This window comes from Salimicrobium album, assembly GCF_900107115.1.
Taxonomy (GTDB): domain Bacteria; phylum Bacillota; class Bacilli; order Bacillales; family Halobacillaceae; genus Salimicrobium; species Salimicrobium album.
The window spans coordinates 462,419-479,373 of the sequence record NZ_FNOS01000002.1; the positions used below are offsets into that span (position 1 = coordinate 462,419).

At 46.6% G+C, this 16,955-nt stretch carries 18 protein-coding genes and 1 other RNA gene; 14 read left to right on the forward strand and 5 right to left on the reverse strand.

All coding sequences use genetic code 11. The features are described 5' to 3' along the window. Window positions 1-2 precede the first annotated feature (2 nt). From BLU03_RS05905 to nth, 4 genes are all read left to right on the forward strand, one after another. Window positions 3-1,187 (forward strand): pyridoxal phosphate-dependent aminotransferase, encoded by a 1,185-nt coding sequence (locus BLU03_RS05905; RefSeq protein ID WP_076570110.1) that lies wholly within the window; start codon window positions 3-5, stop codon window positions 1,185-1,187. Window positions 1,188-1,204: 17 nt separating this feature from the next. Beyond that, the gene (gene asnS, locus BLU03_RS05910) at window positions 1,205-2,500 is read left to right on the forward strand and encodes an asparagine--tRNA ligase (protein WP_008587552.1); all 1,296 of its coding nucleotides are present in this window, start codon (window positions 1,205-1,207) and stop codon (window positions 2,498-2,500) included. Window positions 2,501-2,626: 126 nt separating this feature from the next. Beyond that, entirely contained in the window at window positions 2,627-3,313 is a 687-nt protein-coding gene (locus BLU03_RS05915; protein ID WP_076570216.1) for a DnaD domain-containing protein, read from the forward strand. Between the two features lie 10 nt (window positions 3,314-3,323). Further along, a complete protein-coding gene (nth, locus tag BLU03_RS05920) occupies window positions 3,324-3,974 on the forward strand; it encodes an endonuclease III (protein WP_076570113.1) in 651 nt (216 codons plus the stop codon). Between the two features lie 152 nt (window positions 3,975-4,126). Here the strand turns inward: nth and BLU03_RS05925 are convergent, their stop codons facing one another. Next, on the reverse strand, window positions 4,127-7,684 hold the full coding sequence (locus tag BLU03_RS05925) for a PBP1A family penicillin-binding protein (protein WP_093106275.1): 3,558 nt from the start codon (window positions 7,682-7,684) through the stop codon (window positions 4,127-4,129). Next, window positions 7,685-8,293, reverse strand: a complete 609-nt coding sequence (recU, locus tag BLU03_RS05930) for a Holliday junction resolvase RecU (RefSeq protein WP_093106375.1) — start codon at window positions 8,291-8,293, stop codon at window positions 7,685-7,687. A 319-nt stretch (window positions 8,294-8,612) separates the two neighbouring features. On the opposite strand from recU, the gene BLU03_RS05935 reads away from it, so the two are divergent. The 6 genes from BLU03_RS05935 (at window position 8,613) to BLU03_RS05960 (ending at window position 12,219) form a co-directional block, all read left to right on the forward strand. After that, entirely contained in the window at window positions 8,613-8,960 is a 348-nt protein-coding gene (locus tag BLU03_RS05935) for a DUF1798 family protein (protein ID WP_093106277.1), read from the forward strand. 74 nt (window positions 8,961-9,034) lie between these two features. Continuing rightward, window positions 9,035-9,436: a cytidine deaminase gene (cdd, locus tag BLU03_RS05940; RefSeq protein ID WP_076570121.1), complete on the forward strand. Its 402-nt coding sequence runs from the start codon at window positions 9,035-9,037 to the stop codon at window positions 9,434-9,436. 117 nt (window positions 9,437-9,553) lie between these two features. Beyond that, on the forward strand, window positions 9,554-10,123 hold the full coding sequence (locus tag BLU03_RS05945) for an SLOG family protein (protein ID WP_093106280.1): 570 nt from the start codon (window positions 9,554-9,556) through the stop codon (window positions 10,121-10,123). Between the two features lie 56 nt (window positions 10,124-10,179). Next, complete coding sequence (gene gpsB, locus BLU03_RS05950) at window positions 10,180-10,515, forward strand: cell division regulator GpsB (protein ID WP_093106282.1); 336 nt, start codon at window positions 10,180-10,182, stop codon at window positions 10,513-10,515. Between the two features lie 57 nt (window positions 10,516-10,572). Next, window positions 10,573-10,947: RNase P RNA component class B (rnpB, locus tag BLU03_RS05955), an RNA gene on the forward strand. 144 nt (window positions 10,948-11,091) lie between these two features. Beyond that, window positions 11,092-12,219 carry a THUMP domain-containing class I SAM-dependent RNA methyltransferase gene (locus BLU03_RS05960; protein ID WP_076570131.1) on the forward strand — a complete coding sequence of 376 codons (1,128 nt, stop codon included), beginning with the start codon at window positions 11,092-11,094 and terminating at the stop codon, window positions 12,217-12,219. Window positions 12,220-12,346: 127 nt separating this feature from the next. Here the strand turns inward: BLU03_RS05960 and BLU03_RS05965 are convergent, their stop codons facing one another. From BLU03_RS05965 to BLU03_RS05975, 3 genes are all read right to left on the reverse strand, one after another. Continuing rightward, complete coding sequence (locus BLU03_RS05965) at window positions 12,347-12,745, reverse strand: ribonuclease HI family protein (protein ID WP_093106285.1); 399 nt, start codon at window positions 12,743-12,745, stop codon at window positions 12,347-12,349. A 5-nt stretch (window positions 12,746-12,750) separates the two neighbouring features. Beyond that, a complete protein-coding gene (locus tag BLU03_RS05970) occupies window positions 12,751-13,428 on the reverse strand; it encodes a queuosine precursor transporter (protein WP_076570135.1) in 678 nt (225 codons plus the stop codon). A gap of 259 nt (window positions 13,429-13,687) precedes the next feature. After that, window positions 13,688-13,888 carry a cold-shock protein gene (locus BLU03_RS05975; protein ID WP_008587582.1) on the reverse strand — a complete coding sequence of 67 codons (201 nt, stop codon included), beginning with the start codon at window positions 13,886-13,888 and terminating at the stop codon, window positions 13,688-13,690. Between the two features lie 265 nt (window positions 13,889-14,153). Between BLU03_RS05975 and BLU03_RS05980 the strand changes: the two genes are divergently transcribed. The 4 genes from BLU03_RS05980 (at window position 14,154) to BLU03_RS05995 (ending at window position 16,924) form a co-directional block, all read left to right on the forward strand. Beyond that, window positions 14,154-15,002, forward strand: coding sequence for a DUF72 domain-containing protein (locus tag BLU03_RS05980; protein WP_076570137.1), 849 nt, complete (start codon window positions 14,154-14,156; stop codon window positions 15,000-15,002). A gap of 156 nt (window positions 15,003-15,158) precedes the next feature. Continuing rightward, window positions 15,159-16,112 (forward strand): thymidylate synthase, encoded by a 954-nt coding sequence (locus BLU03_RS05985; RefSeq protein ID WP_093106287.1) that lies wholly within the window; start codon window positions 15,159-15,161, stop codon window positions 16,110-16,112. A 10-nt stretch (window positions 16,113-16,122) separates the two neighbouring features. Next, window positions 16,123-16,611 (forward strand): dihydrofolate reductase, encoded by a 489-nt coding sequence (locus tag BLU03_RS05990; RefSeq protein ID WP_076570141.1) that lies wholly within the window; start codon window positions 16,123-16,125, stop codon window positions 16,609-16,611. Window positions 16,612-16,741: 130 nt separating this feature from the next. Further along, entirely contained in the window at window positions 16,742-16,924 is a 183-nt protein-coding gene (locus tag BLU03_RS05995) for a twin-arginine translocase TatA/TatE family subunit (protein ID WP_008587590.1), read from the forward strand. Window positions 16,925-16,955: the final 31 nt, after the last annotated feature.

The following is a 16,955-nucleotide window of genomic DNA, read 5'->3' on the forward strand; positions in this document are numbered from 1 at the left end:
TTATGGAATTAGCAAACAGAGTACAGACGTTGACACCTTCCAGCACACTGGCTATTACGGCTAAAGCGAAAGCTTTGAAACAGGAAGGACACGACGTGATAGGTCTCGGGGCGGGAGAACCTGATTTCAATACGCCGGAGTATATACTTAAGGCGGCCAAACAGGCCATGGATGAAGGGCTGACGAAGTACACCCCCTCCGGAGGGATTCCGGAACTCAGAAAAGCGGTAGCCGACAAATTGAAAAAAGATCAGGAACTCGAGTACAATGAAAACCAGATAATTGTAACGACGGGGGCAAAACACGCTCTTTTCACTTTATTTCAGGTACTTCTTAATCCTGGAGATGAAGTAGTCATCCCGGCACCATACTGGGTCAGCTATCCGGAACAGGTGAAGCTTGCGGGTGGAAAACCGGTGTTCGTGAAAGCAGGTGAGGAGAACGAATTTAAAATCACTCCCGACCAGCTCAGAGATGCCGTCACTTCCAGAACTAAAGCTGTTATCATCAATTCCCCGAGCAACCCTACAGGTATGATGTACACAAGGGAAGAACTGGAAAAACTCGGAGAAGTAGTGCGGGAAAAAGATCTTCTCGTCGTCTCCGATGAAATTTATGAGAAACTGGTATATACCGAGGACCCTCACGTTTCCATGGCGCAGTTGTCGGATGACTTGTATGGACGTACGATAGTGATCAATGGGGTATCCAAATCCCACTCCATGACCGGATGGAGAATCGGTTACGCAGCAGGACCCGGGGAGATCATTAAAGCTATGACAAGTCTGGCTTCACATTCAACCTCGAACCCAACATCCATAGCCCAGCATGCTGCTCTGGCAGCCTATTCCGGCGGTGAAGACGAGGTAATGAAAATGAGAGACGCTTTCAGGGAACGTCTGGACGTTTTTTATGAAAGACTCGTAAACCTTCCCGGCATCAGTTGCGAAAAACCGAAGGGAGCCTTCTACTTATTTCCGAACGTCAAAGAAGCTGCTTCCAATTGCGGCTTCCGGGACGTAGATGCATTCGTGGAAGCGCTCCTTGAGGAAGAGAAGGTGGCTCTCGTACCCGGGTCGGGTTTCGGTTCCGAAAATAACGTACGACTGTCGTATGCGACTTCCATGGATAACCTGAATAAAGCGGCAGACAGAATAGAAAAATTTCTAAAGACACATCATAAGTAGGGAAGGGACATTCAGTTATGGCTAAAACTACAATTCAAAACGTATCCAGACATTTAAACGAGGAAGTTACTATTGGTGCCTGGATCCATAATAAGCGTTCAAGCGGTAAAATAGCGTTTCTGCAACTCCGTGACGGCACAGGATTCATTCAGGGAGTAGTAGGAAAGAATGATCTAGGGGAAGATAAGTTCAATAAAGCAAAAACTCTGTCACAGGAAACGTCGTTATACGTTACGGGCACGGTAGTGGAAGACAAGCGGTCTCCGCTTGGATTTGAACTGCAGATAAGCGATTTCTCCATCATTCAGGAAGCGGAGGACTATCCCATCACGCCGAAAGAACACGGTACGGAATTCCTGATGGACCATCGTCACCTGTGGCTTCGCTCCAAAAAACAGCATGCCGTGATGAAGGTGAGAAATGAAATCATCCGGGCAACTTATGAGTTTTTCAATGATAACGGTTATGTCAAAATCGATCCACCGATCTTGACGGGTTCTTCTGCAGAGGGGACGACAGAACTGTTCCATACGAAATATTTTGATGAGGAAGCTTATCTATCTCAGAGTGGCCAGCTTTACCTGGAAGCGGCTGCCATGGCTTTCAATAAGGTATTCAGTTTTGGACCTACATTCCGTGCGGAGAAGTCGAAAACACGCCGGCATTTGATAGAGTTCTGGATGATTGAACCCGAGATGGCGTTCATGGATCACGAGGACAGCCTGGAAGTACAGGAGGAATATGTCTCGTACATCGCACAATCCGTACTGCGGAATTGTAAAATGGAGCTTGAGGTTCTGGAAAGGGACCTGACTTCCCTCCAGAAGATCGAGGCGCCTTTTCCGCGGATTACTTATGATGATGCTATCCAACTGCTGAAGGATAAAGGATTCACGGACATTGATTGGGGCGATGACTTCGGTGCTCCGCATGAAACAGCGATTGCGGACAGTTATGAGAAACCGGTCTTCATTACCCACTTTCCGACTGAGATCAAAGCTTTCTATATGAAACCGGATCCGGAACGTGCGGACGTGGCCTTATGTGCAGATCTTATTGCTCCGGAAGGATACGGTGAAATCATCGGCGGTTCCCAGCGCATTGACGATCTGGAGCTGATGAAACAGCGTTATGAAGAACACAATCTTACCGGCGATGCTTATCAGTGGTACCTGCAGCTTCGTCAGTACGGTAGCGTACCGCATTCCGGTTTTGGACTGGGACTGGAAAGAACGGTCGCCTGGATAGCCGGAGTCGAACATGTGAGGGAAACGATACCGTTCCCTCGTCTGTTGAACCGTTTATATCCATAATTGTGCAGTGGCTGTCAGGCATCGGGAATTACCGGTGCCTGATATTTCACTTGAATGAGAAGGGTGTCTCCGACAGCAGGAGAAACGAAAGATGGAGGTTTAGTACTTTTAAAGAGAGGGATCATCATGACCAAGAACCAACCTTACGAATATATACTGCAGACTCAGCTGACCCTCCCGCAACAATTGGTTACCGGGTATAAAGCCTTGGGGATGAATGAAACAGAACTGGCAATCGTACTTCAGCTATTCCGTTTCAAGCAGGAAGGAGTGAATTTTCCTACTCCGGAGGAAATAGCCGAATATTTGACTGTGTCTGAAGAGGAATGTTCCAATCTGCTTCGCTCCTTGATACAAAAAGGAATAGTCGAAATACTACATGAAAAAGGACCTGAAGGAATCATTCAGGAAACATACTCCCTTGAACCTCTTTTCGTATTACTATTCCAGAAACAGCAGGCGAAGAAAGAATCTTCGTCAGATATGAAAGAGTCGCTGTTTCCACTATTTGAGAAGGAATTCGGAAGGCCTTTATCCCCGTTCGAAATAGAAACGATTAATATCTGGCTTGATGAGGAGAACTATAAAGAAAATCTGATAAAAGCTGCGTTACGGGAAGCTGTTCTGATGGGAAAAATGAATTTCAAGTACATTGACCGTATTCTGTCGGAATGGGATCGGAAGGGTATCCGGACGATAAAACAGGCCCAGAATCACGGGAAACAGTTTAGAAACGGTCAGAAACCGAACTTTTCGCCATCAAATTCAAAACGGGACAAGTCCCTGTACTACAATTGGCTGGAAGAAGAGTAAAGGAGAAGAAATGCTTACTTTAAAACAGATACGATATTGCCTGGATATACTGGAGGAAATGTACCCGGATGCAGACTGCGAGTTGTCCCATTCGAACGCCTTTGAACTGCTGGTGGCCGTGATTTTATCGGCTCAGGCTACTGATAATCTTGTGAACAAAGTGACACCGGATCTTTTCAGGAAATACAAAAGTCCGGAGGATATAGCTGCTGTTGAGACAGAAGAGTTGGAAAAAGATATTAAATCGATCGGTCTCTACAGAAGCAAGGCGAAAAATCTTAAGAAGATGGCGGCGACGCTTCTGGAACGTTTCGATGGAGAAGTACCGGAAAGTAAAGAGTCGCTGGAGTCCCTGGCAGGGGTAGGCAGGAAAACTGCAAATGTGGTAGCTTCGGTCGCTTTTGGGGAACCTGCGATCGCAGTGGATACTCATGTGGAGCGAGTCTCGAAACGATTAGGCATCTGCCGCTGGAAAGATTCAGTGTTACAGGTGGAGAAGACTCTGATGAAAAAGGTGCCGAAAGAAGAGTGGAGTGCTACACATCATCGACTCATTTTTTTCGGAAGGTACCACTGCCGAGCAAAAAATCCCCGGTGTGAGGAGTGTCCGCTTCTTTCGCTGTGCCGGGAAGGGCAAAAAAGAATGAAACAGAAAAAATGAGTACCGGTGCTTGTGAAAAGCGCCGGTACTCATTTTTGTTTTCAGTAAATGACCTGGCTGAAAAGCATATACAAACAAATTTTATATGGTGTAAAAATTGACGCATGGAGGTATTGTCACGTCGTGCGACGGGATGTATATTCAGTGGGTTTTTAATCAGTGGAGTCATTGTCTTCGCGACGGTCGCTGTTTTTCTGAGTTGAACTTTCTTCTGTTTCAGAGGGGGTGGTCGTCTGGTTATCCGAATTACTGTCGGACTCTGATGGATTGGAATTTTCATCCGGGGATTCAGAGTTCTCTTGAGAGGTATCCGGAGTTTCACTGTCGGCATTCGAGGAACGTTCATTTGAATCACCTGTGCCCGATGCCGGGTCGGAGCTTTCTTCCTGGGCGTCTGAACCGCTATTCTGTTCCGGAGATGATTCGGTATTTCTCTCGGATGAGCTGTTGTAGGAGCCGGAAGATCCATTACTTTCTTCATTATCTGAACCAGTAGCCGGTGTCTCCGTCTCGCTGCTCTGTTCCGAAGAATTGGAGCTGCTTCCGTTACCAGCGTCTGCACCGGAACCTTCGCCTGAAGAGCCGGAGTTTTGATTACTTTCCTGACCGGAATCGCTGCTTTCTCCTTCTGAAGAACCGCCGGAATTGTTACTTGAGGAAGGGGCGGGATCCTGTTCCGAGTTGCCTGAGTCTTCCTGGGAAGCGGGAGCACTGTCTGAACTTCCGTTACCAGCGTCTGCACCGGAGCCTTCGCCTGAAGAATCGGAGTTTTGATTACTTTCCTGACCGGAATCGCTGTTTCCTTCTTCGGAGGAACCGTTGTACTGTTCATCAGAACTGTTATCGGATGGTGAATCTGTTCCGGAATTTCCTTCTTCCGGAGAGTCTGAATTACCGCTTTCGTTTTGAGAAGAGCTGTTGTTACCTTCGGAAGAGCTGTTATTCTGGCTGTCTGATCCGTTTCCTTCACTTTCCGAATTGTTATTTTGAGCCCCGGAACTGCTGTCTTCTTCCGGGGCTTCGTTATTTTGGCCGTCTGACTCATTATTCTGATTTCCGGAACCATTATTTTGACTGTCCGATTCGCTATTTCCGGAGTCGTTATTCTGGCTGTCCGACTCATTATTCGGACTATCGGCATCGTTGTTCTGGCTGTCCGATCCGCCGTTTTCGGAGCCGTTGTTTTCATTGTCGGTCCCTTCATTTCCGGAACCGGAATCTTCGTTCTCTTCTCCGGCATCGCTCTCGTTTCCGGAGTCTTCATTCGTATTATTGTCTTCGTTATTTCCGGTGCTGCCTGAATCTTCGTTTTCTTCCTCACTGCTGTTTTCTTCATCTTCGCTGTTTTCTTCCTCACTGCTGTTTTCTTCATCTTCGCTGCTTTGTTCGTCTTCAGTAGATTCTTCAGCAGGTTCACTTTCCTGTTCCGGAACCTGTACGGAAGTGTTCTTTGAATCACTGTCGGAAGAAGAACCGTCCCCGAGGACCGTTACAGAGATGTCGTAGGTCTTACCCGGCTCCGGGGAGCTTATTTCATAGCTTGTATCCCCGGTCGAGGTTGAGTTGCCCCCGGTCGCCGTAATATAGAAATCGGCGCTTTCCGGATAAGACCACGTTACATCGATACTGTCCGAATCCTTGTCATAAGAAGCAGACAGACCGCTGACCGGGTCCATCTGCTGATACTGGGCTGATACATCTGAGGGCTGATTGTCTACATGGAACAGTTCCGTCACGATTTCGGAGGAGGGAGTGTAGGAACTCGGCAGTTTTGCCGGCCTGGAACCTTCTTCCACTCCTACTTCCACGACACTGTCCGGCTGCTTGAAGTCTTCCGTGTCTTTATCTTCGGACAGTTCTCCCATAAGATGGCGGAACATCTGTTTCGGAACATCTTTACCACTTTCATTTTCTATAGAGCTTCTGTCCTGATTCCCGGTCCAGACGGAAATAGAGTAGTCTGTCGTATAGCCGTTGAACCAGGCGTCCACTTCTTTGTTCGTAGTACCCGTTTTACCGGCCATAGGGAGGCCCGGAACTTTAGCAGCTGTACCGGTTCCACTTTCCACGGCAGTTTTCAGCATGGAGGTGACCATGTACGCTGTATAATCTTTCATGGCGGAGACCGGTTCAGGTGTAAGATCTACGGTACCGTTATCAGGTGTTTCCACTTTCCTTACAGTATACGGCTCATTATAGACTCCTTCATTACCGAAGGCGGCATAAGCCCCGGACATCTGAATAGGCGTTACTTCCTGGGTCCCGAGAGCATCACCAAGCTCCATAGGGCCCTCACCGAAGGAGATACCGAGCTTATTGGCAAAATCACTGGCACGGCTCGGTCCTACAGCATCTAGTGCTTTTACCGCAGGGATGTTGATAGACTGGGCGAGCGCTTCACGTATAGACATCCAGCCGCGGTATTCATCATCGAAGTTGGAAGGGGAGTACCCGTTGAAATCCGTCTCCTCATCTTTCAGCTGATGATACGTCGACCATTTTTCATGTTCTATGACCGGACCATACGCCGCGATCGGTTTCATCGTCGAACCTGCCTGTCTCGGGTCGTCGGTGGCAAAATTCAGGCCGCCGGATACGTAGTTTCTTCCGCCACCTATGGCACGGATCGCACCGGTTTGGGTGTCAACGACAGATACGGCACTTTGAAGGGAATCGGTCGGCCAGCTTACAGGCCCTTCCCCGTTCATCGCTTTCTGGGTCAGCTGCTGAGCTTCAGGATCCAGGGTAGTGTAAATTTTAAGTCCGTCTTTGAAAATGTTCACATCTTCCATTTTGCTTTCGACTTCTTTCTGGACCTGGTCGACAAAAGCCTGATATTTCTTCGTTTTTTCTGTCTGTTCGGCAAGCATCGAAGAAATATCGGTCTGGCGCGCCTTTTCTGCTTCCTCTTCGGAAATCTTGCCGTGACTTACCATTAAGTGAAGGACAGTACTCATTCTGTCTTTGGCAAGTTCAGGATTCTCATAAGGGTCGTAGCCGCTTGGACGCTGAGGAAGACCGGCAAGTAATGCAGACTCTGCCAGAGTCAGTTCGCTCAGGTCCGACTTATTGAAATAAGTTTTGGCAGCCTCGGCAACGCCGTAGGCACCCTGCCCGAAATATATCTTATTGACATACATTTCGAAAATTCTTTCCTTTTCGTATTCACGGTCGAGTTTCAGTGCCAGATATTGTTCCTGTACTTTCCTCTCCAGCGTTTTATCGGAGGTGAGGAGGGACTGTTTAATTACCTGCTGGGTGATGGTACTCGCCCCTTCCGATCCGAAACCCTCTGTGATGTTTGCCCATATAGCGGCGAGTATACGGCGAAGGTCGATACCGCTGTGCTCGAAAAAGCGGACGTCTTCCGTCGCAAGCACGGAATTTACGTATGTTTCCGGAAGATCTTCATAATTGACTCTCGTCCGTCGTTCTTCCCCTCCTATATTGAGAACGAAGTCGTCGTCCATGTCGTAAACCTTTGAAGAAAAAGGGGCCTGAAGTTCGGATGCCTTAAGCTCCGGAGCGTTCGAAGCATAGTAGGCGAACAGGGCAGTTACTCCGAGTCCTATGATCACTCCTGCAATTAATATAATAGCGATAATCTTTTTGATTTTGGACGAACCCGCGAACTTACTCTTCTTATTCTTCGCTTTTCGTCTGTTCAACTGCTGGCGTCGTTCTTTTCGTGAGTTGTAGTTATTAGCCATTCAATTTTCCTCCAATTTCTCCAAAACCATGTCTACAGCTTTCAAATAGTCCAGTCTTGCCTGAAAGTGAAAAGGTATCATATACGCTTTATCCTTGACCGTCTGATAAGGGATCGATTTTCGTCCTCCGCGTTCCTGGTTATTCCAGTATTCAATGATATATTCACTTTCCATAAGATAGGTTTCCTCCAGTGGTGCAAAACGGATAATGATAAAGGACAGACCGCGCTGGTAGATCACCTGTTCCATGTGAGCAATCTGATGGGCGTGGATGTTACTCAAAGGGAAAGATGTCTTGTTTCTCGTTTCTTTCGCCTCGAAATCCACGTGATATCCTTTATAAACCCCGTTGTAATCCGTAGTCGATGCCTGTTTAAAATAAGCTTCTTTGATCACAGCGGCGCTCCTCTTCGGGTAATCGACGTTAACGATCTGCACGGGTGTAGGTTTTTTATGGATGCTTGCTATATTCCTGGAAAGGTAGTATATATTGGCTGCGTTCAAGTCCTCTTCAAGCGTCATGCCCCTGTTGCTGTATTTATCAGCTGAGGAGGCAGGAGCGGTGTTGGCACGGGATACCCTCTTTTTACTTCCGTTCGGATATCGCATCATCATATCCTCCTCCTGGAATTCTCACTTTATTATACGTGCTTCATCCCCAAACGACAAATATAAATCCTTCCATGAATACGGATACAGCAGTATTTTTTTCAAGGAAATACATTTTATTGCTGTAAGAACAGGAAAAGGGAGGGAGAGGGGTGTGAACAGGTCCGAAAGAACAGTTCCAAAGCACTGGGAAATGTGAGGGAGGGGCCGAGAGGTGATAAAGTTACATCTTTGTGAACAAAAAGCAGGCCCTGTACGGGAGAAGGATTTACCAGTTACACAAATCATGCTACTCTTGATGGGGAAAAGGAGGGTATGGATGAGTCTGCAAAAAAGAACCCGTACGCTTAAAGAATCTCTGGACGAGCTGCACGAGCGATACACTTCACACACCGGCCCGGTGGACCGGACGGATCACGAATTTTTTGAAAAGGTGAAAAATGAAACAGCACCTTATTTCGAGCTGGTCCAGGACTGGTACGAAGAAGTGGAACCGTTTGTAAAGGAAAGAGACGTAACCGTACACCCGAATCAGATCAAATCGACGCATGAAAACATAGAAATGCTTATTCTTCATTCTTATTATCTTGACGTGGATAAGAACAGGTACAAAGATCTTCATCAGTCTTCCCACTACGTATTGGACATGGTGCTGGACAATCTCTGAAGGTCGAATGCAAACGCTTTACAAAAGGACGGGTGTTTTATATAATGAATATCCCTAACAGAGGAGGGGATATGATGGTAACGAGAGACGAATTAATCCAGAAAGCGATAGATATACGGAAGAGAGCGTACGTACCCTATTCCGAATTTCCGGTGGGAGCCGCAGTGCTTACGAAAAGCGGTGAGGTATACGAAGGAGTGAATATTGAAAATGCCGCTTATCCGACGAGCTGCTGTGCTGAACGGGTGGCTATTTTCAAAGCTGTAGCAGACGGCCACTATGATTTCGAGACGCTGGCAGTCACTGCAGACACAGATCGCCCGGTACCTCCGTGCGGCTCCTGCAGACAGGTGATGAGTGAGTTCTTCGATTCCGACACAGTGATACACACGACTAATGTGAAGGGGCAGATCAAATCGATGACGATGGAAGAACTTCTGCCTTTTTCTTTCACTCCGGAAGATCTTAACAAATGAACAGTTTTCACTCCGGCCCACTAAAGCTATAATAGTTTTAGTGGGTTTTCATTGAAAAACAACCGCAAACAGATTTACAGGTGATGAATCAGGAAGGAAGAGGGAGGTGGAGCCGAATTGGACAGACGCCTGGTCGTAACAGGTTATAAGTCTCACGAAATGGGAATCTTCCAGGGGGAGGACAGACGGGTGCTGTTTATAAAAGAGGCTATCCGGAAAAGACTCGTCGCTTTTCTCGAGGACGGAGGAGAGTGGGTCCTCGTCTCCTGTCAGCCGGGTGTAGAATTCTGGACGGCCCAGGTCGTGCTGGCGTTGAAAGAAGACTATGATGTGTCCCTGGCGGTTCTTCCTCCTTTTGAAGGTGTGGAAGAGCGCTGGCCCGAAGATATCCAGATGGCTTTTCAGGAAATAAAAGAAGATGCGGATTTTTATAAGCCGGTCTACAAAGGCGGCTATCAGGGTGCTTTTCAGTTTAAAGCGAAAGATCGTTTTCTGATCGAGCATTCTGACAGGGCGCTTGTTCTTTATGATGAAGAGACTCCCGGGACTCCCAAATTCTTTCTGGAAATGGCTCGTTTTGCCGAAGGGTATGAAATAGAGCGGATCACCCCGGAGGATCTTCAGGATACCGTAGAAGAACTGGAATGGACGAGCCCAGAACTGTTTGAAGGAGGAAATCCCGATTGACAGACGCACCCAGTTTTGAAAGAATATAAGTACTCGCAGGATAAGAGGTGAATGGAATGACGGAAGATCGGTTTCATTTGACAGGAAAAGAAATACTTGAAAAAGATTTCAAAACGTCGATGAGAGGTTATAATCAGGAAGAAGTGGATGAATACCTCGACCTGGTTATCCAGGATTATGAACAGTACGAGCAAATGATCAAGGATTTAAAAGAAGAAAATGACCGCCTTAAGAAGAATCGGTCCCTTTCGAAGGATCCGGTCCAGCCCGAGAAAAGGGAAACGAGATCGATGAAGTCCGGCAACCAGGTGAACTACGATATTTTGAAACGTCTGTCCAACCTGGAGAAGGAAGTATTCGGTTCTCGTGAATATCAGGATGATCAGGAATAAATTGTTCGATGACAATTGTCCGGGAATCTGATAAAATGAACTTTCGCAACATGGGAGATGCTGAGGTAATCGCTGCCGATGGCAGAGGAAAGTCCATGCTCGCACAAGCTGAGATTGCTTGTAGTGTTCGTGCCAGACGAAATCATAAGTCTGGGTAGTGCCAAGCACTAACGGCAGAGAAAAGACCTGTGTCCCGGATGGGATATGGTCTGACTATCTTGAAAGTGCCACAGTGACGGAGCCGAAGTAGAAATACTTCGGGTGGAACGAGGTAAACCCCTCGAGCGAGCAACCCAAACTTAGGTAGGGGCACTCTTTCGAAGGAATGAAACGGAGAAAGAGGCCGGCATCGCCGGCAGATAGATGATTACCACCGGAGTACGAGGTTTGACCACCGCCGGCAGTACAAAGGTACAGAACATGGCTTACCAGGCATCTCCCGGTCATACATAAGATATGTCACCTCCTTTATGGTAGGATTACCGTAATGGAGGTTTTTTCTTTAAGACAGCAATTCAGCCACCGGGTGAAGGTCGCATGGAAACTATTTATTTTTAATATAAGGATGTGATATTGATGGATAAAATTACGCTTATAGCTACAGCCGCGATGGGACTTGAAGGGATCGTCGGGCAGGAACTGAGGGATCTCGGGTATGAAAACGTGAAGGTGGAGAACAGCCGCGCTGTCTTTGAAGCCCGCCCTTCCGATATACCGAGAGTGAACTTATGGCTCCGTTCCGCCGACCGGGTGAAGCTTCTCGTCGGTAAGTTCAACGCCTACAGTTTCGACGAACTGTTCGAAAATACGAAAGCTCTTCCATGGGAACAGTTCATCTCGGAAGATGGAGAGTTTCCGGTCATTGGAAAATCCAAAAAATCGAAATTATACAGCGTCCCTGACTGTCAGGCTATCGTGAAAAAGGCGATTGTAGAACGTATGAAGCAGAAGTACGGTATCGCGGACAGGCTGGAGGAGACGGGGGCATTTTATCGTGTGGAAGTGGATATCAATAAAGACGAGGCGTGGCTCACACTGGACACCTCGGGTTCCGGTCTCCATAAGCGGGGCTATCGTGTAGGTCAGGGAGAGGCCCCTTTAAAAGAAACGCTGGCTGCCGCGCTCATACAGGTGACGAACTGGAGGGGGGATGCCCCTTTCGTCGATCTCTTCTGCGGCTCCGGTACGATACCGATAGAAGCGGCACTTATCGGGCAGAACATCGCTCCCGGGTTCAACCGGGAATTCGCTTCCGAAAACTGGTCGTTCGTCAGTGACAAGTACTGGGATGCGGCTTTTGAAGAGGCTGAAGACAAAGCGCAGTATGATCAGCCCGTCAATATACAGGGGATGGATATCGATCCGAAGATGATAGAAATATCAAAAGCCAACGCTATGGAAGCGGGGCTCGGAGAACTGATCCCTTTTAAACAGATGCAGGCAAGGGACTTCAAACCCGAAGAGAAAGGCGGTTATCTCATTTCAAACCCGCCGTATGGCGAAAGGATAGGGGACAGGAAAGAGGTTGAGAAAACGTATCGCCAGCTCGGCGGGACTATGAAAGACTTCCCGACGTGGAGTGTTTATATACTTACCGCCCATTCTCAGTTCGAAAAGGTATACGGTACGGAAGCTACGAAGAAGAGAAAATTGTTCAACGGCTTTATAGAAACGAATTACTACCAGTTCTTCGGAAAAAAATAATTGTAAAACCCGCTTTCTGAGTGCACAGAAAGCGGGTTTTTTTAAACTTCTCTTTTAATGATTCTTATTAATACTTAGTAGCAACTCCGAAAGAAAAAATAAAAATAGATCTGTAAAATCTGTGTTGTTACTCATATAAATGAGTTTGAAGCGCTTCTTTAGCCAGTCGGTCTGCCGTTTTATTTTCTTTTTCCGGAATCCACTTCATAAATACAAAAGAGAACTGTTCGGCCAGCCTTAGCAATTGTTCATGGTAGGGTTGAAAATCTTTGTTTTTACATCGGCCGGTCTCGAATGTTTCGACAACTATTTTAGAATCCGTTCTCAAAGAAATGATTTCTCCCGGATAAAGGTCCTTGCAAATCCCGAGTGCGAAACAGGCACTTGCAAATTCCGCTTCATGATTTGAAAGTGTACCGAGGTACGAAGTACGGTACACTTTATCCTGGTTGTTTTTTATATAAACCCCGGAGTAACTGACACCGGGGTTTCCTTTTGTCGCAGCGTCTGTGTAAATTTCTATCACAATCGTCACTCCTTGAATGAAAAGGATTTTGCTGCATATAGAAAAGGCGTATCCAGCAGTGACACGATGAACTTGATGAAATAAGTGGTCCAGAAAATCTCAAGCCAGACGTCAAATGGATACAGACCGTAAAAGGCTATACCGCAGAATACGGCAGTGTCGAGCAGCTGGCTGATCATCGTCGAACCGTTGTTCCGGATCCAAAGCTGACGATCTTTCGGGAAGAATCTTTTTAACAGAGCATACAGCCAGACGTCGAAATACTGGCTCACGATGTAGGCAAGGAGACTGCCGATGGCAATCTGCGGAACGATGCCGAACAGTGTTTCAAGACCGGACTGGGCAATGTCACTTTCAGCCGGTATGAACCGGAGCGAAAACTGCATCATGATAGTCATGGTGATTAGTGCGGAGAATCCGAGCCACACTGCTTTTTTTGCAGATTCTTTTCCGTATTTTTCATTCAGAATGTCTGTCGCGAGAAAAGCTGTCCCATAAATAATATTACCGAGGGTGGCAGTCAATCCGAACAATTCAACTGTCTTCACTACCTGAATATTTGCAACAACAGTAGCCATACCGATCCATACGAACAGGCCGTATTTACCGAAAATCCGGTAGATCACCAGAAGCATACTGAAATTGACCAGGGCGAAGATAATCCATAATAGTTCATTCGTCATAATACTTTTCCTCCTTAGTTTTGGTAACGCGGGAGTTTGCGAACCGCGAAAGCCTGACAAAGTAACATTATACGCAGAACGGAGTAAGGTTGCAATATATTAATAAAAGGGGAACCCTCTGAAATCAGATAAAAAAAGCCGTCTCGAACTGTCTTGTATAAACGAAGACAGACCGGGACGACTTACCAGACTCAAAAAGACAGTATAAATCCAAACAAAAAAGCAACAGCTCAATGCTGTTGCTTTTGGGACATTTAATTTATTGTTTAACAACGTTAGCCGCTTGTGGGCCACGGTCGCCTTCTACGATTTCGAAAGTGACTTCTTGACCTTCTTCAAGAGACTTGAAACCTTCTTCTTGGATAGCGGAGAAGTGTACGAATACGTCGTTACCTTCCTCTACCTGAATGAAGCCATAACCTTTTTCTGCGTTAAACCATTTTACTGTACCGTTTTGCATAATTAAATCCTCCTAGATCTTGCACGTAACACGTGATATTACAAATATGATGCGGAACATAACAAAACGTCCTAACAAAAGTGCGGAATACAAAAGCATAAGCACTTCTCATTAGGAGTTACCTTTGTTTTATGATTCCAAACATCTTATTTGCTTACTTAATAATATATCGTAATTATCAATATTAGTCAAGGAAGTGTTCGAAAAAATTTCAAATTCTTATTAAGAAATATTATAATAGATTATATTCCGGGAGGTGACAACGATGAACATCAATATTGGACTCACAGGATGGAGCGATCATCCATCTTTGTATGAAGAGTCTGTACGGTCCCATGAAAAACTGCAGGCGTATGCGTCTCATTTTCCTGTGGTGGAAGTGGACACAGCTTTCTATGCTATTCAAAAACAGACCTACTACGAAAAATGGGTGAAGGATACTCCGCGGAATTTCTCTTTTGTAATCAAAGCTTTCAGGGGGCTGACAGGACACGACCGGGAAAAAAGGTCGAAACAGGAACTTCACGAGCTGATGGAGGCTTATAAGGAATCGATCGAACCGGTCGTGAAAGCAGGAAAACTGAATGCTTTATTATTCCAGTTCCCGCCCTGGTTCGATGTGAAGAAGGAAAACATTCAGAAAATGAGGCAGATCAGGGAGTGGCTCAAGGACTATCCCGTAGCCATCGAATTCCGGAATCAGAGTTGGTACAGGGAAGCATACCGGGAGAGGACGCTTTCGTTTCTGGAAGAAGAAGGATTTATCCATACGGTATGCGATGAGCCTCAGGCGGGGGAAGGATCGGTTCCGGCTGTCGTTCGGGCGACGAATAAGGATAAGACTTTAATAAGGCTGCACGGGCGCAACGTACACGGATGGGAAAAAAACGGACACAAAGACTGGAGAGCCGTCCGCTTTCTTTATAATTATAATGAGGAAGAACTGAAAAACTGGGTCCCTTCCATCGAGAAACTTCTAAAGGAGTCGAACTCCATCACTATGCTCTTCAATAACAACTCAGGGCACGATGCCGCTGCAAATGCTAAGGAAATGATGGGGCATTTGGGAGTATCGTACGAAGGACTGAACCCGCGTCAGCTCGGTCTATTCTGAGTATCGGCGGGGGAGTCGACTCCCGGGCGGACGTCATCCGGGAGAATGATTCTAAAACCTTTCGCAAATAGTGAAAAGCCTGTATCCTTGAAGGAGGCGGGGGCGGAGAATAATGATTTCAATGTACTGCTCTATTTATGAAGGAGGCGATGAAGAATGAATGAACAGGCATACCTGGATCTCTGCAGACATATATTACATAACGGTAAGGATAAAGGAGACAGGACAGGAACGGGTACACGTTCTGTATTCGGATATCAGATGAGATTCGATCTGAAGGAAGGTTTTCCACTTCTTACCACTAAAAAGGTTCCGTTTCGGCTGATCTGGAGCGAATTGCTGTGGTTTATAAAGGGGGACACCAACATAAGGTTCCTTCTCGAAAATAACAATAACATCTGGAATGAATGGGCGTTTGAAAATTGGGTGTCCAGCAGTAAGTACGACGGTCCGGACATGAGCGATTTCGGCCGGAGGCGGCTTTCCGACGAAAGTTTTGCCGAAGACTTCGAAAAAGAAATGGACAGATTCAAGCAGAGAATTCTTGAAGACGATGATTTCGCCCGGGAATTCGGGGACCTTGGTAATGTGTACGGAAAACAGTGGAGGGCCTGGAGGACATCGGACGGCAATGTGATCGACCAGCTGAAAGAAGTGATCCATTCCATTAAAACGAATCCTGATTCCAGGAGACATATCGTAACAGCCTGGGACCCTGAAGATGTGCCGGGAAACATGGCTCTGCCTCCCTGTCACACGATGTTCCAGTTTTACGTGCAGAATGGGGAGTTGTCCTGTCAGTTGTATCAGAGGAGCGGGGATACGTTCCTTGGCGTACCTTTCAACATTGCAAGTTACGCTCTTCTGACGCATCTGATTGCGAACGAATGCGGGCTGGAGCTTGGGGAATTCGTGCATACTCTCGGGGATGCACACCTATACCATAATCACTTTGAACAAATAGAGAAGCAGCTGTCCAGAGATCCCGGGCCGCTCCCTGAGCTGAATATTTACGCCCCTGAAAAGTCTATATTTGATTTGTCCATCGAGGACGTGGGGATTGAAGGTTACCATCCTCACCCGGGCATCAAAGCACCTGTAGCAGTATAGGAGGGAAAACATGATTTCGTTTATTTTTGCAATGGATAACAACAGACTTATAGGGAAAGATAATGATCTTCCCTGGCATATTCCTAATGACTTCAAGTTCTTTAAGACGAAAACGATGCATTCTACCATTATCATGGGCAGGAAGACGTTCGAATCTCTCGACGGCCCTCTCCCGAAACGGGAACATATCATCATTACAAAAGATGAAAACTACGAAGCAGGCGACTGCACCGTAGTCCATTCCGTGGACGAAATACGGGCTATTACTTCCGGAGATCCAGAAAAAGAATGGTTCGTGATCGGCGGGACGGTGCTGTTCGAATCGATGCTTGAGGATGTCGACCGGATGTATGTCACGCATATCGATCATTCTTTCCAAGGGGACACCTATTTTCCGGAGATTGACTGGTCGAGGTGGGAACTTACGGACAAAGAAAAAGGAATGCGGGATGAGAAGAATCCGTACGACTATTTTTTCTGTATTTATGACAGGAAATAATAAATCAGTAGAGACATAAAGCGATTTCCGTGATATGATGAACGAAACGAACTTATGTTCATCAGGGTTCCCGGTCAGGTTTAAAATCACACGGCTGGAACCAATATGTATATTAAAGAGGTGAAGCCACGTGGCATCTATAGGGGTACCAGGTTTAATTTTAATTTTGGTTATAGCGTTGGTTATTTTCGGACCTTCGAAACTGCCGGAGATCGGTAAAGCTTTCGGAACGACGCTGAAAGAGTTCAAGAACGCCACCGGTGATATTATGTCCGACGATTCGAAGAAATCCTCGGACAAAGAGAACAAGTAAGGAGATGCGTAGATGTAAGGGATATCCTTAC